Below are 24,811 nucleotides of genomic sequence, written 5' to 3' on the forward strand. Positions count from 1 at the left end.
CGCCCGGGTCGTCTACTGTGAAGCCTCGAATGGTCTCATTCCGCGCCGATCCCCACCCGATCGCATGAGCCTCCGGTCGGCGCGACCAGACCCTTTCTCATTGGAGGCCAATCAGTGGCAGCACGGATACGGCCCATCCGCGTATCCCCGAGTCGCCACGAATTTCACGGCACCACACGGCCGGACAATCAGCTGGCCTTGCTGGATCAAGCCTTTTTCGACGGCCACCGCGCCGCCGGCCAGAAAGAGGTCATGCAGGTCGGCTGGCTCTACCGGCATGCCGTAGACCTCGATGAGCTCAACGGATTTCACCACAACCTGAGTCACGGGCTGCTGGGTCGTCGTATCGAGCGTTCCCCGTTGCCATTCGGGCGGCACAGGTGGGTGGTCGATGACCAACCCACCGAGATCGAGCTCGCCGCGGCAGCGCGTCCACGCGCCGAACTCGGCGACTGGTTCGACGAATGCACCCGAGAACCGGTCGACCCGGAACGGGGGCCCGGCTGGCGGTTGAGCGTGCTGCCGCTCACCGACGGCTCGACCGCCATCAGCCTGGTGCTGTCCCACTACGTGATCGACGGCATCGGTGGCGCCCTGGCGGTGACCGAGGCCGCCCTGAACCTGCCGCGCCACCTTGACTATCCGCCGCCGCGGTCGCGCGGCCGGGTGCGCGCGCTGATCCAGGATTCCGCGGCGTGCCTGCACGACACCGGGCCCGTCGCGCGGGCATTCGCCGTCGCGGTCAGGGGGGCACGCGGTCGTGTCGACGACGTGGCCCGGGCAAAGGCGTCACGCCCCGCCGGGCAGGACGGCAACCCGCACGACCCGATCACGATGCCCAGCGTGTGGATCCGGATCAACCTCGACGAGTGGAGTGCCCGTGCGGAGGCACTCGGCGGGACGGCCAGCACCCTTGCGGCGGCCGTCACCGCACGGCTGGACCAGCACATGGGACGCCGGCACGGCGACTGTGACGGTGTGCCCGTACTTCTGGTGGTCAATGACCGCACTGCGGACGACGTCCGGGCGATCGCGGTGTCCTTCGTGCGCGCGCGGCTCGACCCGACCGGCGTGACCGCCGACCTTCGCGGCGCACGAGCAGCCATCAAACAGGCGCTGCAGACGCACCGGGACTCGCCCGACGAATCCGCGGAGCTCGCTGCGCTGACCCCGTTCACACCGAAGCAGGCCTGGCGGTTGATGGTCGAGTCGGCGTTGAGTGACCCCGAATATCCGGCGGTGTGTTCCAACCTGGGCGATACCGGCCCGGCCGCCATCCGGCCCGACGGATCCCGCTGCGATGACGTCTTCGCCCGCGGGGCGAGTCAGCATCTCACCCGGCACTGGCTCGACCGGATGGGCAGTCAACTACACCTCTTCATCGGAACGTCGGCCGAGATCAACCGGGTCGGCATCTACGTCAGCGGTTATCAGCCCGGTTCGGTGACCACCCGAGCCGAGTTACGCGCCCTGGCTGCGTGCACCCTGGCGGAGTTCAGCCTGGTCGCAGACATCGATTGAGCGAGGCGAGGTCACCGAACCGCGATCAGGGGCCGGGCGTCGTCCCCATTCGCCAACGAGACCTGCGTCCGCATCTCGGTTGCCTGTGAACACGTTCACATTGGGCCGCCAACGTGGTTAACTCTCGTATCAATCTGGTCGGGGCTCTTCCAGTCGTTGACGGATGTTGTGTGGGCGGGACCGGCTAGTGTGACGCCGGCCACGTTAACGGTACCGTGAGCGGCGCAACACAGCGCGTTGCCGCATGTGGGACCTGCTGACGCAGCGTCAGCGCCGGATACCGGTGGAAAGGTGGAGACGGTGGATGCGGTGGTCGAGGGCGAACTGCCTGACGTGGAACCACCACACTCCGAGATCACTGCTACCGGCGCCGCGGACGCCAGCAAAGTGGCTAGCTCGTCACGGAAGTTCGGCCGGCGTGGGCGCGAGTCTTTGACGCCGCCCGCAACCGACGGATCGTCGGCCAGGAAGCGCCGCCCGGCCAGCTCGCGGATCTTCGGCCTTCTGCGACGGCTCTGGATCCCGCTGGTCGTCCTGGCGGTGGTGGTGGCCGGCGGGTTCACGGTGTCGCGGCTGCATGGGATCTTCGGCTCCCAGAAGCCCGTCGCCTACGGCGACACCCGGACCGACACCGCCAAGCCGATCAATCCGAAGTATCTGAAGTACGAGGTATGGGGAGCCCCCGGCACGGTGGCCCAGATCAGTTACTTCAACGAGAACGGCGACCCACAGTTCATCCAGGGCGTCAGCCTGCCGTGGACGTTCTCCTTCCCGATGGTCGGTGCGGCGGGCATCGGAAGTGTCGCGGCACAGGGCGACACCGACACCATCGGTTGCCGCATCACGGTGGGCGATGAGGTGAAGACCGAGAAGGTGACCAATCACGAGGTCAGTTCCTTCGTTTCCTGCATGCTGAAGGCCGCATGAGCAACCACCAGCTGCACACCCGGCAGCCCTTCGTGGCGCGGACGCTGCACCGATTTGCGATTCCGGTCATCCTGGCGTGGATCGGCTTCGTCGTCGTCATGGGTCTGACGCTTCCCACGCTGGAACAGGTTTCGGCCGAGCACTCGGTGTCCCTGAACCCCGAGGACGCACCGGCATTCATTGCGGCCAAGCGCATCTCAGATGCGTTCAAGGAAAACGATTCCGGCAGTATGGCTTTCCTGGTTCTCGAAGGTGAGCAACCGCTGGGGGCCGACGCCCATGGGTTCTACGACCGCCTGATCGACCAGTTCGAGAAGGACCCGGCCCACGTCAAGCACATCCAGAATTTCTGGGGCGACGACCTCACCCGGGCGGCGGCGGAGAGTTCCGACGGCAAAGCCGCTTACGCCCAGATCACCGTGACCGGTAATCCCGGCGAGGCGCAGGCCAACGATTCCATCGCCGCCATCCAGCGCACCGTCGCCCAGACTCCGCCGCCACCCGGGGTCAAGGCCTACATCACCGGACCTGCAGCGATCGTCGCAGACATGGCCAAGAGCGGTGACAGCACCGTCCTGCTGGTGACCGCGGTCAGTGTCGGGGTCATCTGCATCACGCTGCTGTTCGTCTACCGCTCCATCGTCACGGTCTTTCTCCTGCTCTTCGTGGTCGGCATCGAATTGCAGGTTGCCCGCGGAATCGTCGCCTTCCTCGGCCATCACGAATTCATCGGCCTGACAACGTTTGCCGTGAACCTGCTGGTGTCACTGGTCATCGCGGCAGGCACCGACTACGGCATCTTCTTCGTCGGCCGATACCAGGAGGCGCGGCAGGCCGGGGAAGACCGGGAGACCGCTTACTACACGACCTACCACGGTGTGGCCAAGGTGGTCCTGGCCTCCGGGCTGACGATCGCCGGGGCGGTGCTGTGCCTGAGTTTCACCCGGCTGCCGTTCTTCAAGGTTCTCGGTGTGCCCTGCGCGGTAGGCATCGTGGTCGCCGTCGCGGTCGCTCTCACGCTGTTCCCGGCGTTGATCGCCGCGGGTAGCCGGTTCGGGCTCTTCGACCCCAAACGAGTCCTCAAAGTTCGTGGGTGGCGCCGGATCGGAACGGCCATCGTGCGCTGGCCGGGTCCGATCCTGGTGGCGTCACTGGCCGTCGCACTCGTCGGATTGCTCACGCTGCCTGGCTTCAAACCGAGCTACAACGACCAGGAGTACCTGCCCAAGAACATCCCCGCCACCCTCGGCCTGGCTGCCGCGGCACGACACTTCCCGCCGTCGGCCATGAAGTCGCCGGAGATTCTGATGGTTCAGTCAGACCATGATCTGCGCAACCCCGCCGACTTCCTGATCCTCAACAAGCTGGCCAAGGCCGTGCTCGCGGTGCCGGGGATCTCCAAGGTGCAGTCGGTGACCCGGCCGGAGGGAACTCCGATCGCGCACACCACGATCCCCTACCTGCTCAGCATGCAGCAGGCCGGTCAGCAGCAGTTCATGCAATTCCAGAAGGTGCGGATGGGCGACCTGCTCAAGCAGGCCGACATGATGGGCGAGACCATCACGATCATGGAGCGGATGTTCGCCATCATGCAGCAGCTGGTGGCCACCACCCACACCATGGTCGAGAAGACCCACGAGATGCAGCTGATCACCAACGAACTGCGGGATCACATCTCGGATTTCGAGGATTTCTGGCGACCGATTCGCAACTATTTCTACTGGGAGCCGCACTGCTACGACATTCCGCTGTGCTTCTCGATCAAGTCGATCTTCGACACCCTCGACGGGGTGAGCGCCCTCACCGACAAGCTCGGTGAGATGGTCAACGAGCTCGACAAGCTCGACGCGCTGATGCCTCAGCTGGTGGCCCAGTTCCCCGAGATGCTCGCGATCATGAAGAGCATGCGGACCATGCTGCTGACGATGCACAGCACCATGAGCGGTGTGTTCGGTCAAATGGACGATGGCACAGCCAATTCCACCGCGATGGGCAAGGCCTTCGACTCCGCGCAGAACGACGATTCCTTCTACATCCCGCCGGAGGTCTTCAAGAACGAAGATTTCAAGCGGGTGATGGACATCTTCCTGTCGTCGGACGGCACCGCGGCCCGGATGCTGATCTCGCAGAAGGGCGACCCGTCGACACCCGAGGGCATGTCGCACGTCGACGACATCAAGTCCGCAGCCGAGGAGGCCCTCAAGGGCACCCCGCTGGAGGGCGCCGGGATATTCCTCACCGGGACCGCGGCGGGAACCAAGGACATCGTCGAAGGTTCCGAATACGACTTGATGATCGCCGTGGTCGCCGCGATCTGTCTGATCTTCATCGTCATGCTGATCATGACCCGAAGCCTGATCGCCGCACTGGTGATCGTTGGGACAGTGCTGATCTCACTCGGCGCATCATTCGGGCTGTCGGTGTTCGTCTGGCAGTACGTGCTCGGCGTCCAAATTCACTGGGCGGTGTTGGTCATGTCGGTGATCATCCTGTTAGCGGTGGGTTCGGACTACAACCTGTTGCTGGTGGCGCGGATGAAAGAGGAGATCGGCGCGGGTATCAACACCGGCATCATTCGCGCGATGGGCGGCACCGGCAAGGTGGTGACCAACGCCGGCCTGGTGTTCGCCTTCACCATGATGTCGATGCTGGTGAGTGATCTGACCAGCATCGGTCAGGTCGGCACCACCATCGGCTTGGGGCTGCTGTTCGACACCTTGGTGGTGCGCGCGTTCATGACTCCCTCGATTGCGGCACTACTCGGTCGCTGGTTCTGGTGGCCGCAGCAGGTTCGGCCGCGGCCCGCCAGCACCATGCTGCGGCCCACCGGTCCCCGCCCGCTGGTGCGTGCCCTGCTGATGGGCCAGCAAGACTAGATGCCGACTGTGCAGTCCGCCGACGACCGGGTAGGCCAGGAGCGCCCGCCGCGACCTCGGGTAGCGCGAACCATTCGGGCGCTCTCGATCCCGATCGTCCTGTTCTGGGTGTCCTTCGCGCTGATCGCGACATTCTTCGGTCCGTGGCTGGAGACCGTGGGCCGCGAGCACTCGGTTCCGCTGGCGCCGCAGGATGCGCCGGCCGTACAGGCCATGCAACGTATCGGCGCCGACTTCAAGGAGTCCACGTCCGACAGCTTCGCGATGCTCGTCCTCGAAGGGCAACAGCGCCTCGGCGACGACGTCCACACCTACTACGACACGCTGATCCGCAAACTCAAGGACGACCCGACTCACGTCGAACACGTCCAGGACCTGTGGAGTGACCGGCTCACCGCCGCCGGGGCGCAGAGCGCTGACGGCAAGGCCGTCTACGTGCAGTTGAACCTGGCCGGAAACCAGGGCACAACCCTCGGCCAGGATTCGATCGCCGCCGTGCGACGTATCGTCGACCAGACGCCACCGCCACCGGGCGTCAAGGCCTACGTCACCGGTCCCGCGGCGCTGTCCAGCGACATGCAGCACGCCGGTGACCGCTCGATCCTGAAGATGACCTTGATCGGCGCCGTCATCATCTTCGCGGTGCTGCTCATGGTGTACCGGTCGATCATCACGGTGATCGCCCTGCTCGTCACGGTCGGCGCCGAACTCTTCGCGGCTCGGGGCATCGTCGCCTTCCTCGCCGACCACGATGTCTTCTCGCTGTCCACCTTCGCGGTGAATCTCCTGGTGGCTCTGGCGATGGCCGCCGGGACCGACTACGGCATCTTCTTCTTCGGGCGCTACCAGGAGGCCCGCCAGGACGGTGAAGACCGGGAGTCCGCCTACTACAGCACCTTTCGCGGCGTCGCCCCCGTCGTCCTGGGTTCGGGTTTGACGATCGCAGGCGCCATGCTCTGCCTCAGCTTCACCCGGCTACCGATCTTCCAGACCATCGGTGTGCCCTGTGCGATCGGCATGGTGGTTGCGGTCGCGGTGGCCGTCACCCTGGTGCCGGCCACGCTGACCGTCGGCGGCCGGGTCGGCCTGTTCGATCCCAAGCGCAAGATGGGAGTCCGGCGCTGGCGTCGGGTCGGCACCGCGATCGTCCGCTGGCCCGCACCGATTCTCGTCGCGACGCTGGCCGTGGCGTCGTTGGGCCTGATTGCGCTGCCGGGCTACCAGACCAGTTACAACGACCGCCTGTACATCCCCGACGACATTCCGGCCAACGTCGGATACGCCGCGGCCCAGCGGCATTTCACCCAGGCCCGCATGATGCCCGAGATCCTGATGATCGAATCGGACCGGGACATGCGCAACCCCGCAGACTTCCTGATCCTGCACAAGCTCGCCAAGGCGATCTTCCGGGTGCCCGGGATCTCCCGCGTCCAGGGCATCACCAGGCCGGAAGGCACACCCATCGAGCACACCTCGATCCCCTTCCTGATCAGCTTGCAGAGCGCATCCCAGGTGCAGAGCATGAAGTTCATGCGGGGCCAGGTCGACCAGATGGGCGAGATGGCCACGCTGATGGACAAGCAGGTGGCACTGCTCAAACGGATGTACGAATTCCAGAAGCAGATCACGGTCACGACGCACAAGTCGATCGAGCTGACGGCGCAGATGGCCGACGTCGTGGCTCAGTTGCGCGACGCGGTCGCGCAATTCGACGACTTCTTCCGGCCCATCCGTAACTATCTGTACTGGGAACCGCACTGCTACAACATCCCGATGTGCTGGTCCATCAGAAGCATTTTCGATGCGATCGATGGAGTGAACGAGGCGACGGAGAAGCTGCAGGAGCTCCTTCCCACCCTGAGCAACCTGGACGTACTGCAGACCAGGCTGCTCAACGAGATGCCTCGGCAGATCGCCATCTTGGAGCAGATGCGGGACATGTCGAAGGCGATGCACGCCACCATGTCCGGCAGCCTCGACGTCATCGACGACACCAACAACGACGCCAACGCCATGGGCCAGGCCTACGACGCCGCAAAGGACGACGACACCTTCTATCTGCCGCCGGAAGTCTTCGACAACGCCGACTTCAAGAAGGCGATGGGCTCGTTCCTGTCCCCCGACGGTAGATCGGCGCGATTCATCATCTCGCACAAGGGCGATCCGGCCACGCCGGAAGGGATAGCCCGCACCGACAAGATCCGTACCGCCGCCGAGGAAGCCCTCAAGACCACCCCGCTGTCGGGCGCCACGATCTACCTGGCCGGCACCGCCTCGACATTCAAGGATTTCCGCGACGGTTCCAGGTACGACCTGTTGATCGCCGGCGTCGGCGCGCTGTGCCTGATCTTCATCATCATGCTGGTGATCACCCGCAGCCTGATCGCCGCTCTGGTGATCGTCGGCACGGTGGCCCTGTCATTGGGATCGTCGTTCGGTCTGTCAGTGCTGATCTGGCAGTACATCTTCGGCATCAAGCTGCACTGGATGGTGCTGCCGATGTCGGTCATCGTGCTGCTGGCCGTGGGTTCGGACTACAACCTGTTGCTGGTCGCACGGATGAAAGAGGAGATCGCCGCCGGTATCAACACCGGCATCATCCGCGCGATGGGCAGTACCGGCAAGGTCGTCACCAACGCAGGACTGGTCTTCGCCTTTACCATGGCCGCGATGCTGGCCAGCGACCTGCAGATCATCGGCCAGGTCGGCACCACCATCGCGCTGGGATTGTTGTTCGACACCCTGGTGGTGCGCTCGTTCATGACACCGTCGATCGCGGCCCTGCTGGGCCGCTGGTTCTGGTGGCCGCAGATCGTGCGGCCGCGGCCGGCCAGCCAGATGCTGCGTGCGTACGGTACCCGGGTGTCGGTTCGGGAGTTGCTGGAGCGCAACGAACCTCACCCCGAGGATGCCGCGGTCACCGCGGAACTCCCCCGGCCCGTCAGCTGACCGGCGACCCGTTGGTTTCGCGGCTCTCCGCAAGCACATACTTCGCCAGCATGTCGTCGGCATCGGCAGGCACGAAACCGGTGGCCTCGATCTTCGTCAGATCCAGCGCACTGCGCGGCGGCCGGGGCGCCACCGGCCCCGCGGCCTTGGCGAAGTACGCGGCGGTGCTCACGCCGGTGACCCGACCCGGATCGTGGCCGGCCAGTTCGAAGGTGCGCCGCGCCACGTCCGCCCAGGAGCCCACCGCGCCCGCACCACTGATGTTGTAAACGCCGTACGGCGCCTGCACATCGATGAGATGCCTTATCGCTCGGGCGATTTCATTGGCAAACGTCAATCGCCCGAATTGGTCGTCGACCACTGAAGGATCGACACCGCGTTCGGCAAGCGACAGCATGGTGCGCACGAAATTCCGGCCCTCGCCGATCACCCAGGAGGTTCGCACGATGTAGTGCCGGGGCACCGCGGCCACGATCTGGTCACCGGCGGCCTTGGTCTGCCCATACACCCCCAGCGGGGCGATAGCGTCGTCCTCGCGGTAGGGCTGGGTGGCGGTCCCGTCGAAGACGTAGTCGCTGGACACGTGCACCAGCGTGATGCGGTGCGCAGCAGCGACTCTGGCCAGTTCGCCGACGCCGGTGACGTTGGTGGCCCACGCCGCGGCCCGGCCCTCCGGCGTCTCCGCGGCATCGACGGCGGTGTAGGCCGCCGCATTGACGATCGTGTCGTACTCCCGCCAGGGGCGGGCATCGGCCAGTGACCCGGCGGCCAGATCGATATCGGCGCGCTGGGCGAACTCGACATGGGTTGCGTCGGCGTAGGCCGCCCGCAGCGCCTGGCCGAGCTGGCCGCCGGCACCGATCACCAGCATCGTGCGCCGCGGAATCGGGGTCACCGCCGACAGTGGGCCCTGGGCGCGGTCCTTGGCCGACAGTTCGGCCCGATCCAGTGGGATCGGCCAGTCGATGCCGACGGCAGGGTCGCCCGGGTGCAGCGACGGGTAGGCGACATCAGCGCGATAGTGGTCATTGACCAGATAGCTGTAGACGGTGTTGGGCTCCAGCGTCTGGAACGAATTGCCCACTCCCCGCGGGACGAACACCGCGCGGGACGGATCGAGTTCGGCGCTGAACACGGCGCCGAAGGTCGGGCCCTCGCGCAGATCCACCCACGCGCCGAAGATCCGTCCGGAGCCCACCGAGATGTACTTGTCCCACGGCTCAGCATGGATTCCGCGGGTGGTACCGGCCGCATCGTTGAACGAGATGTTCTGCTGCACGGGACCGAAATCCGGCATCCCGGCGGCGATCATCTTCTCGCGCTGCCAGTTCTCCTTGAACCAGCCGCGGTTGTCGCCGTGGACGGGCAACTCCCAGATCGTCAGACCCGGAATGGGGGTGGCCGTCGCCCGAAGAGCCTTGCCGTACTCCGTCATTGAGCTCCTCTTACTGCCCGAGCCGGGCATAGAACGCCTCGGTGGCGTCCTTGGCCGGTGCCCACCAGTCCTCGTGGTCGCGATACCACTGGATCGTCGCCGACAACCCGTGTTCGAAGTCGCAGTACCGCGGCGACCACCCGAGCTCGGTACGCAGCTTCGTCGAGTCGATGGCATACCGCAGGTCGTGGCCGCTGCGGTCCGGGACGTGGTCGTAGGCGTCGGCGTCGCGTCCCATCATGGTCAGGATCAACTCGACCACGGTCTTGTTGTCGCGTTCCCCGTTGGCACCGATCAGGTAGGTCTCGCCGATCCGGCCGGCCTCCAGGATCCGCAGCACGGCCGAGGAATGGTCATCGGCATGGATCCAGTCCCGCACGTTGCGGCCCTCGCCGTACAGCTTGGGCCGGATCCCCAGCAGGATGTTGGTGATCTGGCGCGGGATGAACTTCTCCACATGCTGGTAGGGCCCGTAGTTGTTGGAGCAGTTCGAGATCGTCGCGGCCACGCCATAGGACCGGATCCAGGCCCGTACCAGCATGTCGCTGCCTGCCTTGGTCGACGAGTACGGCGAGGACGGGTTGTACGGGCTGGCTTCGGTGAAGCGGGCCGGGTCGTCGAGGGCCAGATCGCCGTACACCTCATCGGTGGAGATGTGGTGGAAGCGCACACCGTACTTGCGCACGGCCTCCAGCAGGGTAAAAGTGCCGATCAGGTTGGTCTGCAGGAACGGCTTCGGGTCGGACAGCGAGTTGTCGTTGTGCGACTCCGCCGCGTAGTGCACCACCGCGTCGGAGGTGGCCACCAAATCGTCGACCACGTCGGGGTCGGCCACGTCACCACGGACGAACGTCAGCCGACCCTCCGGCAGGCCGGCCAGCGAGGCACGGTTACCGGCGTAGGTGAGCTTGTCGAGCACCGTGACGTGATGATCGGTGTGCTCGATGACGTGGTGCACGAAGTTCGACCCGATGAAGCCGGCCCCTCCGGTGACCAGCAGCCGGGCCACTAGAGGCCCCTTTCCAGCAGACTGAGAAGATAGGAGCCGTAACCCGACTTCACCAGTTTCTCGGCGCGCTCGCGCAACTCATCATCGCTGAGAAAGCCCTGCCGCCAAGCGATTTCCTCGGGAACCCCGATCTTCAACCCGGTACGGCGCTCCATGGTCCGCACGAAATCGGCGGCATCGGTCATCTGGTCGAACGTGCCGGTGTCCAGCCAGGCGGTACCGCGCGGCAGGACATTCACCCGAAGCCGCCCCTGCTCGAGGTAGGCGCGGTTGACGTCGGTGATCTCGTACTCGCCGCGGTCGCTGGGCTGCAGACCACGCGCGATCTCCACCACGTCGTTGTCGTAGAAGTAGAGTCCCGGCACCGCGTAGTTGCTCTTCGGAGCTTTCGGCTTCTCCTCCAGCGACACCACCGTGCCCGCGGCGTCGAACTCCACCACGCCGTACGCCGACGGCTCGGCCACCCAGTAGGCGAAGATCACGCCGCCGTCGACGGTGGCGAAGGCCCGCAGCTGGGTACCCATGCCGGGGCCGTAGAGCAGGTTGTCACCCAGGATGAGCGCCACCTTGTCCGAACCGATGAAATTCGATCCGATGGTGAAGGCCTGCGCCAGGCCGTCCGGTGAGGCCTGCTGGGCGAAGGTGATCGACACCCCGAACCGCGACCCGTCGCCGAGCAGCCGCTCAAAGGACTGCGCGTCATGCGGGGTGGTGATCACCAGGATGTCGCGGATCCCGGCCAGCATCAGCGTCGACAGCGGGTAGTACACCATCGGCTTGTCGTAGACCGGGATCAGCTGCTTGGAAACACCCTGCGTGATCGGGTGAAGCCGAGTGCCCGACCCGCCGGCCAGGATGATGCCGCGCATGTCACTAGCCATGTGCCCGTTCGATGATCCGCACGCCCATCCCCAGTGTCTCGTAGATGCGCAGATCGTCGACCCAGAACGAACCCTGGAAGACGACCAGCACACCGAGATCTTCTCGTGTCACCGAGAGAATATCTATCTCGCTGCGAGTCCGCTTATTGGTGGGTACCACCTGGCCGCGGAACTTCCAGCTGAACGGCTGTCCGACGGCGACGATCTCGAACCGGCTGTCCTCGCTGCCCAGGCCGGCCAGCTTGGCGGCCGCCCGGGCGGCCTGCTGCATGGCCTCCAGGCCCAGCGACCCCGGCTGCACCGGATCCTGGAAGAAGTGCGCCTTGAAGAACCATGCTTCGGGGTGCACGTCGTATTCGGCGACCAGCCGGCCCAGGCCCTCGACTCCCCCGGTGGGCCAGAAGCTGACCCGGTCGATCACCTGCAGCCTGCCCTGCGCCAGCCACGGGTCACCGCGCAGCTCGTCAGCCTGGTACGGCATGGCGATCGGGGCGGGATCCGACAGCGACTCCAGCTGACCGGGCTCCACCTTCAGCCCCACCTGGTTCTTCAGCGCGTCGGGGCTGAAGAAGCCGAACGCCGTCTTCATCGTCATCACGACGTGATCGCCCTGGGTGCAGGTGACGTCGAAGAAGACGATCGTCGACCCGCCGCCCTCGGCGTAGCGGCTCAGCGTCGAGGTGATCCGCAGCGTCCCTACTTCGGCGGGCTTGACCAGCACCACCTCGTCGCCGTCGAGGTTGCGGAACACCACGTCGTCGGGACGGTTGGCGGCGAAGCCGTTGTACGACGACAGCCAGCCGCACGGCTGCAACAGGATCTCGATGAGCACCGACAGCGGGACGGTCGTGGTCTTGCCGTCCTCGAAATACCAGGCATCCGCCGGCACGTCGTACTCGGCGACCACGGTGCCGCCCTTGGTCGGCACCCCGGGCGGGCTGTCGACGCTGACGATGCGGGAGACGAAGTGATAGGGCTCATCCGGTAGCCGCGGCGCGCGCCGGGTCCCGTCGAACGGCTTGTACAGGGAGCCGAAGGCATCCGAGGGCATCCCCCGCCCGCAGGCCAGCAGTGCGCCGTAGTCACCGCGAACGTCCTTGGTGCCCTCCAGGATCCGGATCGGGCCGGGCGCTCCGGGCGGCATCGGCCAGTCCGGCACGAGCCGCATCCCGAACCGGCGGCAGCCGAATACCTTGAACCCGTCGCTGCGGCACAGCAGGGCGGCGTAGATCGTCGGGGTGGGCCCGTCGATGATCTCCTCGATGAACACCTCGTAATCGAGATGGTGGTCGGCGTCGGGGATGACCTGACCGCGGCAGACGAACCGGGCCATCTCCTCGGCAACCGGCTCGAAGCGCCAGCCGTCGCGTTCGATGGTGAAGCCGTAGGCGGCCATCGCGAACGACAGCGCCTGGGTAGCGGCATCCGCCATCAGGGTGCCAGGCATGCAGGGGTCGTTCTTGAAATGCCCGTCGTAGAACCAGGTGTCCCTGGGCACCGAGGCGGTGGCCCGCAGATAGCCGCGGCCCCAGGGCCCGCCGTCGGGCTGGAACTCGGCCACCTCGTCGATCAGCCGCAGCTTGCCGCGCGGCGGCTTGGGCGTGCGGGTGTGCGCGGCGGCGCGCTCGAAGCCGGGTCCGAAGCAGGCGAAGGCGTGCCCGTCGGTGAAGGCATCGACGTCGGCGCGGTCGAACGAGCGCTTCTGGGTGATCCGCGGCGGCTCGTCACGGCGTGCACCCTGGCGCGGCACGTCATCGGCGGCGTCCCACAGCACCCCGTCGGAGTGGCTCAGTTCCTCATTGGAGAAGAAGCCGGCCTGCCCATTGCGCACCGAGATCATCAACCGATCGCCGATGTAGCAGTCGTAATGGAAGAAGAACAGCCGGGTGTCGCCGTGTTTGGCGTGGCCGTCGATGTGGATGTCGTAGCGCAGCGTCTCGCCGCCCTTGGGCAGCTCGCCCATGAACGTCAGGTCGCACCCGAGCAACCGGTAGACCCGCTCACCGCGGTTGTGGAAGTCCGCACCCAGCCAGGACGCCAGCAGCAGGTCGGCCTGTCCGGACTCGATCACCACACCGGGTGACATCCGCCCGTTGTGCATGTACCAGGCGTCCGGGTCGACATCGGTCTCGGTGACGATCCGGCCGGTGCCCATGGTGCCGGGCTCACCCTCGATGAGCATCACCCGATCGGCCAGCAGCAGCGGCGGTTCGGGCATCCGCACCAGCCGGTCGTACTGGTCGAGCTCGGCGAACTTCGGGCCGAAAACCTCCGAAATATTGCCTCCGGCAAGCACTTCGAGCTGGGCGCGGGACCACAGCGCCTCCTTGGGCGCCGGGGCCGCCGGGGGCGGGGGTGCGGTAGCCGGCGGCGGCAGCGGGGGCGCCACCGGGGCGGCCTGAACCGGCGAAGCCACCTGGACGCGGGCCGGGGGTACTGGCAGCGGTGCGGGCGACAGCGGCTGTGCCGCAGGGGGAGCCGCGGTCAGGGCCACCGGCGACGGCGACGACTCCAGTGTCACCGGAGCGCGCCGACCGGCCGCCATCGACAGCATCTCGGCCCGCATCTTCAGGAACGACTCATGCGCGGCCGCCTGCTGCTCGACGAACGCCGCATGGGCCTGCCCCACCGACTCGACCAGGCTCAGCGCAGCTGCGGCACGGCCGCTGACGGCGGCGGCCGCAGCCTCGGCACGCGAGGGCACCACCTCGGTGGCCGTGACGACGACCTCCTTCTGCGGGATCACCAGCGGCGTCGGATACGCCGGTGCCGCCGGCATGGTCTGCACGGTTCCGTAGTCGATCTCCGGCATCGGGGCGCTCCCATTCTCGGACGCGTGGTGTACGGACTGCGGCTGGGACACCGAGACGACGTCGGGCCAGTGGGCGGGCAGTGTCACCGTGCGGGGTGTGTCGGCTGATACCGGGGCGGACTGCCGGCGCAGTTGGTCCAGGCGGGCATCGACGGCGTCCACGCGCACCGGCAGGCCGTGCACCCAGAGCTTGGACACCGACTCGGCCAGCGCTCGCAACCCGCGACGCTCCTGCGGGTCCAGGGCAACCGCCACATGGGGGCGATCCCCGAGGATCTTCGGGATCGAACCGGTCAGGATGGCACGCGGTCCGTGCTCGACGAAGACCCGGACACCGTCGGCGTAGGCCTGCAGGATCGTCGCCGGGAAGTCGATCGGCTCGACGGCCTGTTGGGTGATCGCTGCTGCCGCGGCCTCGCTGGTCGGCACATAGGCCCGGTTCCCGGCGTTGGTGTAGAACCGCACCCCGGGGGCCACGTGGGCCTGTCGGGTGTGGATGGCCCGCCACGTGTCGGCGAACGGATCCATCGCGCTGCAGTGGATCACCATGTCCAGGCCCAGCGGGATCGCCGCCGCACCCGCGACCGACTCGATCACCCGCTTGCACGCCGCGGGATCACCACCGATCACGCAGTCGTCGGGCGCCTGCACGATCGTCATGTAGGCGTGCGGTTCACGGTCCAGGGCGGCCTCGATCTCGGCACGCGGAGCGGTGACCCGCCAGCACTCCCACGGCGCGGCCTGCTCGCCCAGCCCCCAGTCGGCGGCCGCGACCCGGCAGCTGCCGGTGAGCTGTTCTCCGTACATGCCGGAGGCCTCGATCTCCTCGAGCATCTCCTCCAGATCGCGCCACACCCCGAACGCCAGAAGCGAATTCGTCTCACCGGAGGACAACCCGATGGCCGCGGTGGGCGCCAGTCCGAGCACGGTGCGGGAGAACTCCGCATGCGCCTGACAGACCAGGGCGCAACCGGTCAGCTGGGTGCGCGGGTCCAACGTGGTGATCCCGGCGCCGTAGAGCGGGCGCGCCAGGGCACCCACGCCGGACAGCCGGCCGGCCAGCGCGTCGCCCAGTTCCGGCCAGGCCAGGAAGAGCTCGCGCCCCGCGCCGGGATAGGCCGCCGCCGCGCCGGTGAACATGAAGGCCACTTCACCGGTGGTCGGACCGTCGGCGAACGCGACACCGGGGATCACCGGTACCTCGCCGCGCTCGAGACGCTCGATGGCCGCTGTGCGCAGCGTCTCCAGCGAGGTCTCGTTGTCGGACACCACCGAGCACCGCACGCCCCCGTCGCCACCGGGCTCGCGGCGCTTCATCCGGCCCAGTACCTCGTCACGGCAAATACCGGCGTAGCGCTCGATGATCGGTACCGCGCCCAGCGCCAGCGGCCGGGGCCGATGGTCCACCGCCGACAGGGCCACACCATCAGACCGCCCGCCCAGTGACTCCAGCCAGATCGAGGTTCGGGTCTCACCCGGCGTGGGCTGGGCGCCGTTGCTGTCCACTCGGACCCGGGTACGCAACGCCTCTGCGCGCGCGGCGATCTCGATGGCCGCGCTGGCGGCATGGGTCCGGCCGAATCGCTGCGCCCCGACATTCGGATCCGCTGCGCTCACAGTCCCATCGGGGTCGACCACGGCGATGATGTCGTCACCGGCGGCTTCGGCGTCGGCCCGCCGCTTGAGCACGAACGCCACCGCAGCGTCGCCGTGCGGTTCCCATCCCCCGGCGCCCACGGCGTCGGCCGCCCGCTCGTGGGCAGGCTCGCAACACATGTCGACCGCACCGGCGACCACGGCGTCGAGTTCACCGCGCCGCAACGCCCGCACCGCGAGACGCAGTGCGGTGATCGCGGACAGTTCCTCACTGGATACGGTGAAGCCCCAACCGCGGAAATCGCGTTGCGCGTGAATGCGATTGGCCGGGATGTTCGGCATGGTGCCGACCACACCGTCGGCGGTCAGCTTGGGGGCAGCCTCGGCGTTGGCGGTCAGCCAGGCCTCGTCGTCGGCGTGCAGCACCCGTAGCCGCTGCCGGGCGATGGTGGCATCGCACCCCATCCCGACGATGACACCGGTGCGTTCGGGGTCGGTGCCCACCTGATCCAGCGCCTGCCCGGCGGCGGCCAGCATGGTGGTCTGCTGGCTGAGGCTGGACTTGAGTTCACTGGGCGGAAAGCCAAGGCGGACAAGGCCGAGTTCGACGGTGTCCAGTGGCGTCGGCGCGGCCTCGGGGCCCAGCGCACGGCGCCGGAACGACTCGAGGTCGCGTGCGTCGCCGGTGACCACACCCAGCGCGCAGAGCACGACATCGCCGGAGGGCGCGGCCGGCGGCGCCGAGCGCCGGCGGCCGGGTACGTAGTTCTCGACGATCAGATGGGCATTGTTCCCGCCGAACCCGAAGTTACTGACCGCTGCCCGCTTGACGTCGCCGTCCCAGGCGGTGGGGGTGGTGGCGAGCGTGAAGGAGGTGTCGCCCAGTGCGGCGGTGGGTTTCTCACACAGAGCCGGAGAGATGGTCGAGGTCTGCATGGCCGAGAGCACGTTGATCAGGCTGGCCGCACCGGAGACGGTGATGGTGTGCCCCAGGTTGCCCTTGAGCGCGCCGAGCCGCAGTGGCACCTCGCCGTAGGCGGCGAGGATGCTCTGCAGTTCGGTCGCATCGCCCAGCGGTGTTCCGGTGGCGTGGCAGTCCAGGTAGTCGATGTCGGCGGGGTTGAGTCCGGCCTGATCCAACGCGGCCAGCATCGCCCGGGTCTGACCGCCCACGGCGGGGGCCAGGAAGCCGCTCTGGCGCCCGTCGTTGGACAGCCCGACTCCCAGGATCACGCCGAGGATCCGGTCACCGTCGCGCTCGGCGTCCTCGAGGCGCTTGAGTGCCACCAGTGCTGCACCCGCCGCGGGCACCAGCCCGTCGGCGTCGGTGTGGAACGGCCGCGACCGTCCCGATGGGCTGAGCGCCTGCAGCGCAGTGAAACCCAGGTGCAGGAAGAGGTCGTCGGCGCCGTTGGCACCACCGGCCAGCATGACGTCGGCCTCGCCGTCGTGCAGGGCGTCGCACGCCAGCTTGATGGCATACAGCGACGATGCGCATGCCGCGTCCAGGGCGAACGCCGGTCCGGTCATCTCCATCGCCCCGGCCACCAGATGCACCGGCAACCCGGAACAGAAGCGGTTACGTGGGTCGGCGTGCCCGGTCCCGTTCCAGACTCCCTCGACGAACTCGGTGTTACCGCTCGACGGGTAGGACAGATTGCCCACGATGAGTCCCGTCCGCGGCGCCGCCGTGCCGCCGAGCGCGTGGTGCGCGCAGTAGGACAGCCAGTGGGCGATCGGGTCGAGCCGGCCGACATCGGCGATCGCCGAGCCCAGCACCCCGAGATCGGGTGCGGTGTCGATGTATCCGCCGGTGGCCGAGGACACCCGAAGGCCTTGCTTGTCACTGGCCAGCAGGGCTGCCGGATCGACGCCCCGCCAGTGTTCGGGGCGGGTGGGTGTCAGGAGGCAGCGACCGTTGAGCGTCGCGTCGAACAGTGCCTCCGGAGTGGGTGCGCCGGGCAGGATGCAGCTGCGCCCGACGATGGCGACCGGCTCGAAACCACTCACGCCGTCGTATCCGCCCCAGTGCCGGCCACGTAGAACTCCACACCTTCCAGTTCGGCGACCAGCCCACCGTCGGCGGTCTGGAGCACGATGTCGAAATCGACGCGCTTGTCGTTGACCGGCTTGGCGGCGATCCGGCAGTTCAGGCTGCCGCCATCCCCGAACGGCCGGTGGAACGCCGCCCGCCCGATGCGCACCGGCAACACCAGTGGCCGTCCGTGCGCGCTGGCCCACAGGATGCCCAGTTGCAGTCCGCCGTCGACGCCGACCGGGTCGATGGCCCAGTCACCGTCCGGCCAGCCGAGCTCAGCCAGTCCCTTGAGGATGGCGCTGCCGCCGGCGGTGCCGACCGCCTCCAGCTGCTCGATGGCCGCGAACCGAGGACCGTGGAACAGCGGCCCGCCGTAGATCTCGTCCACCCCGAACGGCCACTGCCCGCCGGTGAAGGACGGCACTGAAAGACTTGGTGCAGGCTGGGTTTCGGTTTCCAGGACAGCGCGGTAACGCTTACGGCCCTCCGGATCCAGAACGCTCACGGTGTAGGCCGAGCCAGTCGGCTCGAAGTCCAGGGTGAGAGCCTGCTGTTCGCACTCGGCGAAGGTGACACCGGAGAGCACCTGGAAATCCCGGATGACCGGAGTTGCATCGGGCACCAAGCCGCGCACCGCGCGCAGCATGGCATCGAGCACGATCACCACCGGCACGACGACCCGGCCGCGGACCTGATGGTCGGCGAGCACCGGCAGGTTCTCGGTGGACACATCCCAATCCAGGCGGGCCGTCCGCAGCCGTCCCTGCGCCGGAGCCGCGACGACGATCGCGGTGGCCGGGTCACGCCGCAGCGCATGCTCGGCGAAGAACTGCGCACCTTCGCCGATCGGGATCACCCCCACGCCGGATTCCAGGAACCGGCTCTTGAGGGTGGCATCGACCATGCCGCCGTCCCATGGACCCCAGCCGAACGCCCGCACCACGCAGTTCTCACCGCGGCGGGCGGCCTCGCGGGCCGCGATGGACTCCAGCACCGCGTTGGCGGCCGCGTAGGCGCACTGTCCAGGGTTGCCAGCGCGCGCTGCGATGGAGGAGAACAACGAGATGAACCGCAGATCGTCCGACGACGTCGCCGCCAGGAGTGACTCGGCACCAAGGACTTTGGTGCCGAAGACCCGGACGAACTGTTCGTCGTCGAGGTCTTCCAGACGCCGGTCGGCCAGCACACCCGCACCGTGGACGACACCGACGATAGGCCCGACGTGGGCGCGCACGTCATCGAGGACGGTGCGCAGCGAGTGTGCGTCGTTGATGTCGGCGGCGAAGTAGCGGGCCGGGGTGCCTTGCTGCTCGGCAGCCGCCAGGGTGGCGCGGACTTCCCGCTCGGCCAGCAGGCGTTCGGCCCGGGCCCGGGCCTGCGGCAGCGTCAGCGTCTCGCCGCGGGCGCGGGCCGAGGCGGCCAGTGCCGTGGCGATCTCCGTCGCGGTGGTGCCCGTCGGTTCGTCGGCCGTCACCTCCTGCAATGCGGTGCGGCCCAGCAGGGCCAGGCGCAGACCGTGGCGGCGGGCCAGGGCCAGCGCCGACTGCGCCGTCACTCCGCGGGCGCCGCCGGTGACCACGACGACGCCGTCGGAGGGAACACTGATTTCCTGTCCCGTCGGCTCGGCGTCGACGTCGTCGACGACCACCAGCCGGGAGCCGTCGCTGCGCAAGGCGACCTCCACCCCGCTGCCGCCGGCGAGCAGTTCGGCGGTCAGGCGTTCGGCATCCAGGTTCTCGATGTCGATGGCCCGCACCGAGGCATTGGGCCACTCCCAGGCGGCGGTCTTGGCCACGCTGGCCACCCCGACCGGGATGTCGGCTCCGGCAAAGCGGGCGCCGGTGGACTGAACCGTGACGAAAAGCCTTGACCGCGAGGCGCTCTTGGCGACACTGCGGGCGGCGTGGAAGGCCCGCAGGTGCATGTCGACACAGTCCTGCGGTGAGTGCGCCGGGCCGAGCGCGGCCAGGCTGATCACCGCAGCCGCCTCGTGGGGCACCACGTCGACCGCGCGGGCCTTGATGCCGTGGCTGATCATCACCCGTTCGAGATCTTCGGCGAACGCCGCGTTCTCCCGGGTGATCAACACTTCGCCGTCCCGCAGGCCGGCCATGGCAAAGCCGCTCGGGGGAACTTCCCGCGTTGCCGCCTCGGTGCAGTCCAGACCGCCGGAGGGCGCGGTGACCACCGAGGTCTGCGGTGCGGGTGCGGCCGGTTCGGATACGCCACCGGACGTGGCGCCCGACACCGAGTCGACGACGTCCTGCAGGGTACGCAGGTTGGCCAGCTCGGAAGCCGGAATCTCCGGCGCACCAGGGAACTTCGCCTGCAACGCCGCCAGAATCTCCACCTGCTTGATGGAGTCGATCCCCAGCTCGGACTCCATCTCCATATCCAGCCCAAGCATGTCCGCCGGATACCCCGTCTTCTCCGACACGATCGCCAACACCACCGCACCGGCATCGGCGACCGGTGCAGCAGGCGCAGGTGCGGCGGGGGTCGGCGCAGCAGTCGGAGCAGCCGGTGCGCTGCCGGAGGCGAACCCGGCAATGGAGTCGACGACGTCCTGCAGGGTACGCAGGTTGGCCAGCTCGGAAGCCGGAATCTCCGGCGCACCAGGGAACTTCGCCTGCAACGCCGCCAGAATCTCCACCTGCTTGATCGAATCGATCCCCAGCTCGGACTCCATCTCCATATCCAGCCCGAGCATGTCCGCCGGATAACCCGTCTTCTCCGACACGATCGCCAACACGACCGCACCGGCATCCACCGCAGGAGCAACAGGCGCGGGCGCGGCGGGGGTCGGCGCGGGAGCACCCGCCGACGCGAAGTCAGCGACCGAATCCACCACATCCTGCAGAGTCCGCATACTCGACAACTCCGAGGCCGGAATCTCCGGCGCACCAGGGAACTTCGCCTGCAACGCCGCCAAGATCTCGACCTGCTTGATCGAATCGATCCCCAGCTCGGACTCCATCTCCATATCCAGCCCGAGCATGTCCGCCGGATACCCCGTCTTCTCCGACACGATCGCCAACACCACCGCACCGGCATCCACCGCAGGTACAGCCGCAGCAGCGGCAGGCGCGACCGCAGCAGCAGGAGCCTGAGCACCCGCCGAGGCGAAATCGGCCACCGAATCCACCACATCCTGCAGCGTCCGCATACTCGACAACTCCGAGGCCGGAATCTCCGGCGCACCAGGGAACTTCGCCTGCAACGCCGCCAGAATCTCCACCTGCTTGATGGAGTCGATCCCCAGCTCGGACTCCATCTCCATATCCAGCCCAAGCATGTCCGCCGGATACCCCGTCTTCTCCGACACGATCGCCAACACCACCGCACCGGCATCGGCGACCGGTGCAGCAGGCGCGGGGGCATGGGCCGCTACCGGAGCGGGCGCGGGAGCTATCGGGGCAGGCGCCGGGGCAGCTACCTGCGCAAGGGCCGGCGCGGCGGGCTCGGCCACGGTATGCACGGTGTGCACCACCGCGTCGGGGGCGCTTACGACCACAGCGGGCGGGGGTGTCAGCGCCTGCGGTGCGGCGGAGTGCTCACCGACGATCTCAGCCATCATCTGCGCCGACATCTCCAGGAACGCCTTGTGGGTGTCGGCCACCGCACCGAGATAGCGCTCGTGCTGCTGCGCAGTCTCCTTCTGGATGCGGTCGATGATGCTCCAGGCATCGGTGGACAGCGGTGCCTGCGCGGCCGCCGGAGCAGATGCACCGACGCGCGGCAGCACCGGGGCGGGTGCGGGTGGCGCGGCCGGGGCGGGAGCCGGAAGCGTCTGCACCGCAGCAGCAACCGGCGACGGAGCCGGAGCGGGGGCACCGTTACGTGCCGCTACCGGGGCAGGCGCAGCGGTCACGGCGGCCGGCTGCGGCGCGCTCGGGGCGCTCACGCGAGTGCGCTTCGGCGTGATCGTGACCTTGCCGTCCGCCGGCGGGTAAGGCTTTCCAACGTTGGCTCCTCCTACCAGTACCGCATGCTTGGGTGCCGGTACGTGCGCCGCCGGCTCTTCGTAGATGTCGTAGAGGGCGGCCAAGTTCAGCGACACCCCGTCGGCGGCCAGCGCCGCCAGGCCGCGATGCCAGCCACGCAGGCCGCCCGCCTTCGGGTCGTCGAGCGCCACCGCCAGATGCGCTGTGCCGTCGAGGATTTGGTCGACCAGCTTGGTCAGCACCCGGCTGGGGCCGACCTCGATGAAGCGGGTGACGCCGTCGCGGGCCATGGCCTCGACCATCTCGCGGAACCGCACCGGCTGGCGCACCTGGTCACCGAGTTGCTCGGCGACCCCGTCGCTGTAGGTCTGGGCGGTGGCGTTGGCGTACACCGGGAACTGCGCCGGCCCGAATTCCATCGTCTTGAGGTAGGCCGTCAGCGGCTCGGAGGCCGCCGCCACGATCGGCGAGTGGAACGCCGAGGCCACCGGCAACCGAACCGACGTCCAGCCGGCGGCCTTGGCAGCGCTCTGCGCCCATGCGATGTCGGCGTCCGGTCCGGCCAGCACCACCTGCCCCGGGGCATTGTCGTTGGCGATCACCAGCGCGGCCGCGGCCTGCGGCTCGGCATCGAGTAGCGCACGGACGTCCGCGGCACTCGCGGTGACCGCGAGCATCGCTCCATCGCGGCCCTGACCCGCCTCGGCCATCAGCACGCCCCGGGTACGCGCGGTGTCGACCAGGCGCTGCAACGGCAGCACGCCGGCGGCCGCCAGCGCCGACACCTCACCGAAGCTGTGCCCGGCGGCGGCGTCGGCGTGCACACCGAGCACGTCGAGCAGCGCGAGCTGGGACAGGCTGGTCGCCGCGATCGCCGGCTGGGCGTTCTGCATCGCAGTCAACGTCGCGCGCTGGGCGTCGGCCGTCTCGGTGTCGAAGGCCGGCTCCGGGAACACCACCCGGTGCAGCTCGGCCAGATCACCGCCGAGCGAATCCCACACCGCGACGGCCTGCGGGAAGGCCAGCGCCAGATCGGCACCCATTCCGACGTACTGGCTGCCCTGCCCCGGGAACAGGAACGCGGTCTTACCGTCGCGGGCAGGCCCGATACCGACGGCGATGTTGGCGTCCTTGAGCTGCGCGACGGTGCCCCCGGCGAGCGCCGTGCGCAGCTTCTCGACCAGCGTCTGCAGTGCGGTCACATCGGTGGCGACCAGGCCGGCCCGCGCAGTGTGCCCGGCATCGAAGGTGCGCGCCGAGTCGTAGGCGATCCGGGCCAGGCTGTCACCGGCCGCCGCCGCGGCGGCGAGTTCGGCGGCCCGGGTGGCCAGCTCCGCCTCGGACGGGGCGCTGAGCACCACCAGCTCGCTGGGCAGCGCACGCAACCGCTTGGCGCGGTGCGGGCCGGTGTACTCCTCGATCGTCACGTGGAAGTTGCTGCCGCCGAAGCCGAATGAGCTGACGGCCGCCCTGCGCGGCTGATCACCGGGCCGCACCCACGGGCGGGTCTGCGCGTTGACGTAGAAGGGTGTTTCCTCGAGATGCATGGCCGGGTTCGGGCGATCCACCTTGAGCGTGCCGGGCAGCGTCGAATGCTGGAGCGCCAGAACGGCTTTGATGAGCCCCGCCGCCCCCGCCGCGGCCTTGGTGTGGCCGATCTGGGACTTGACCGACCCGAGCGCGATGCGCGCGGCATGATCAGTGAACACCTGCTTGAGGCCGGCGAACTCGGCGACGTCGCCGGCCTTGGTGGCGGTGCCGTGGGCTTCGAGGAGTTCGACGGTCTCGGGCTCGTAGCCGGCGCGTTCGTAAGCGCGACGCAACGCCTTGGCCTGGCCTTCCGAGCGCGGCGCGTACACGCTGGAGGCGCGGCCATCCGAGGACGAGCCCAGCCCGCGGATCACCGCGTGGATCTGATCCCCGTCGCGCTCGGCATCCTCGAGACGCTTGAGCGCGAGCATGCCCACGCCCTCGCCGATGATGGTGCCGTCGGCGCTGTCGGAGAACGGCCGGCAGTCACCCGTCGGCGAGAAGGCCGGCGTCTTGGAGAAGCACATGTACATCATCACGTCGTTGAGCGCATCGACGCCGCCGGTGAGCACAAGATCGGACTCGTGCAGGTACAGCCGGTGCAGCGCAGCCTGCAGCGCCGACAGCGAGCTGGCGCAGGCGGCGTCCACCACGAAGTTGCTGCCGCCCAGATCGAGGCGGTTGGCCACCCGGCCCGCCACGACGTTACCGAGCAGACCGGGGAAGGTGCTCTCCTGCCAGGCCGGGTAGGAATCGGCGATATCGCTGCAGATCTCGTCGGCTTCCGATTCAGACAAACCGTTCTCCAGCAACGCTTTACGCCACACCGGGCGCTGCATCCGTGATCCCATCTGGACCACGAGTTCGGTGGTCGAGGCGACACCGAGCACGATGTCGACACGGTCGAGATCCACCTGCACACCCGAGCGAGTGGCCTCGTCGAGCACCTTGCGGGCCGCGATCAGAGCGAGCAGCTGTGCGGAGTCGGTGGACGGCAGCGCATTGGGCGGCAGGCCGAACTTCACCGGGTCGAACGGCACCGGCTCGATGAATCCGCCGCGCTTGCAATAGGTCCGGTCGACGGCCTTGGGGTCCGGGTCGTAGTAGTCGTCGATCAGCCAGTGCGTGGGCGGCACGTCACCGATGGCGTCACGGCCGGTGGTGATGGTGCGCCAAAAGCCGTCCAGTCCCGGCTCGCCCGGATAGATGGCTGTCATTCCTACGACGGCGACGGGGGTGGCGAGGGGGTGCTGCTTGTGGTCTGTCATGACACCTTTTATCCGGGGGAGGTGG

9 protein-coding genes are annotated in these 24,811 nt (G+C 67.9%); 4 read left to right on the forward strand and 5 right to left on the reverse strand.

What is annotated here, in order from left to right; all coding sequences use genetic code 11:
- Positions 1–198 precede the first annotated feature (198 nt).
- From G6N35_RS11590 to G6N35_RS11605, 4 genes are all read left to right on the forward strand, one after another.
- Complete coding sequence (locus tag G6N35_RS11590) at positions 199–1,521, forward strand: hypothetical protein (protein ID WP_163804380.1); 1,323 nt, start codon at positions 199–201, stop codon at positions 1,519–1,521.
- A gap of 504 nt (positions 1,522–2,025) precedes the next feature.
- Positions 2,026–2,448 (forward strand): MmpS family transport accessory protein, encoded by a 423-nt coding sequence (locus G6N35_RS11595; RefSeq protein ID WP_163807619.1) that lies wholly within the window; start codon positions 2,026–2,028, stop codon positions 2,446–2,448.
- Positions 2,445–5,324: an MMPL/RND family transporter gene (locus tag G6N35_RS11600; RefSeq protein ID WP_163804381.1), complete on the forward strand. Its 2,880-nt coding sequence runs from the start codon at positions 2,445–2,447 to the stop codon at positions 5,322–5,324. Before G6N35_RS11595 ends, G6N35_RS11600 begins: the two co-directional genes overlap by 4 nt.
- Positions 5,325–8,273: an MMPL/RND family transporter gene (locus G6N35_RS11605; protein WP_163804382.1), complete on the forward strand. Its 2,949-nt coding sequence runs from the start codon at positions 5,325–5,327 to the stop codon at positions 8,271–8,273.
- Here G6N35_RS11605 and G6N35_RS11610 read toward each other — a convergent pair.
- From G6N35_RS11610 to G6N35_RS11630, 5 genes are read right to left on the reverse strand one after another with little or no spacing between them, the layout of a single operon-like run.
- Positions 8,266–9,708: a sugar nucleotide-binding protein gene (locus G6N35_RS11610; RefSeq protein ID WP_163804383.1), complete on the reverse strand. Its 1,443-nt coding sequence runs from the start codon at positions 9,706–9,708 to the stop codon at positions 8,266–8,268. The two genes, G6N35_RS11605 and G6N35_RS11610, sit on opposite strands and share 8 nt — an antisense overlap.
- Before the next feature lie 10 nt (positions 9,709–9,718).
- Positions 9,719–10,717 carry a dTDP-glucose 4,6-dehydratase gene (gene rfbB, locus G6N35_RS11615; protein ID WP_163804384.1) on the reverse strand — a complete coding sequence of 333 codons (999 nt, stop codon included), beginning with the start codon at positions 10,715–10,717 and terminating at the stop codon, positions 9,719–9,721.
- Positions 10,717–11,586: a glucose-1-phosphate thymidylyltransferase RfbA gene (gene rfbA / locus G6N35_RS11620; RefSeq protein WP_163807620.1), complete on the reverse strand. Its 870-nt coding sequence runs from the start codon at positions 11,584–11,586 to the stop codon at positions 10,717–10,719. Before rfbA ends, rfbB begins: the two co-directional genes overlap by 1 nt.
- A 4-nt stretch (positions 11,587–11,590) precedes the next feature.
- The gene (locus G6N35_RS11625) at positions 11,591–18,016 is read right to left on the reverse strand and encodes a beta-ketoacyl synthase N-terminal-like domain-containing protein (RefSeq protein WP_163804385.1); all 6,426 of its coding nucleotides are present in this window, start codon (positions 18,014–18,016) and stop codon (positions 11,591–11,593) included.
- On the reverse strand, positions 18,013–24,786 hold the full coding sequence (locus G6N35_RS11630; RefSeq protein ID WP_163804386.1) for a type I polyketide synthase: 6,774 nt from the start codon (positions 24,784–24,786) through the stop codon (positions 18,013–18,015). The genes G6N35_RS11625 and G6N35_RS11630 overlap by 4 nt, the downstream gene beginning before the upstream one ends.
- Positions 24,787–24,811: the final 25 nt, after the last annotated feature.

The sequence above is a fragment of the Mycolicibacterium anyangense genome (assembly GCF_010731855.1).
Classification (GTDB): domain Bacteria; phylum Actinomycetota; class Actinomycetes; order Mycobacteriales; family Mycobacteriaceae; genus Mycobacterium; species Mycobacterium anyangense.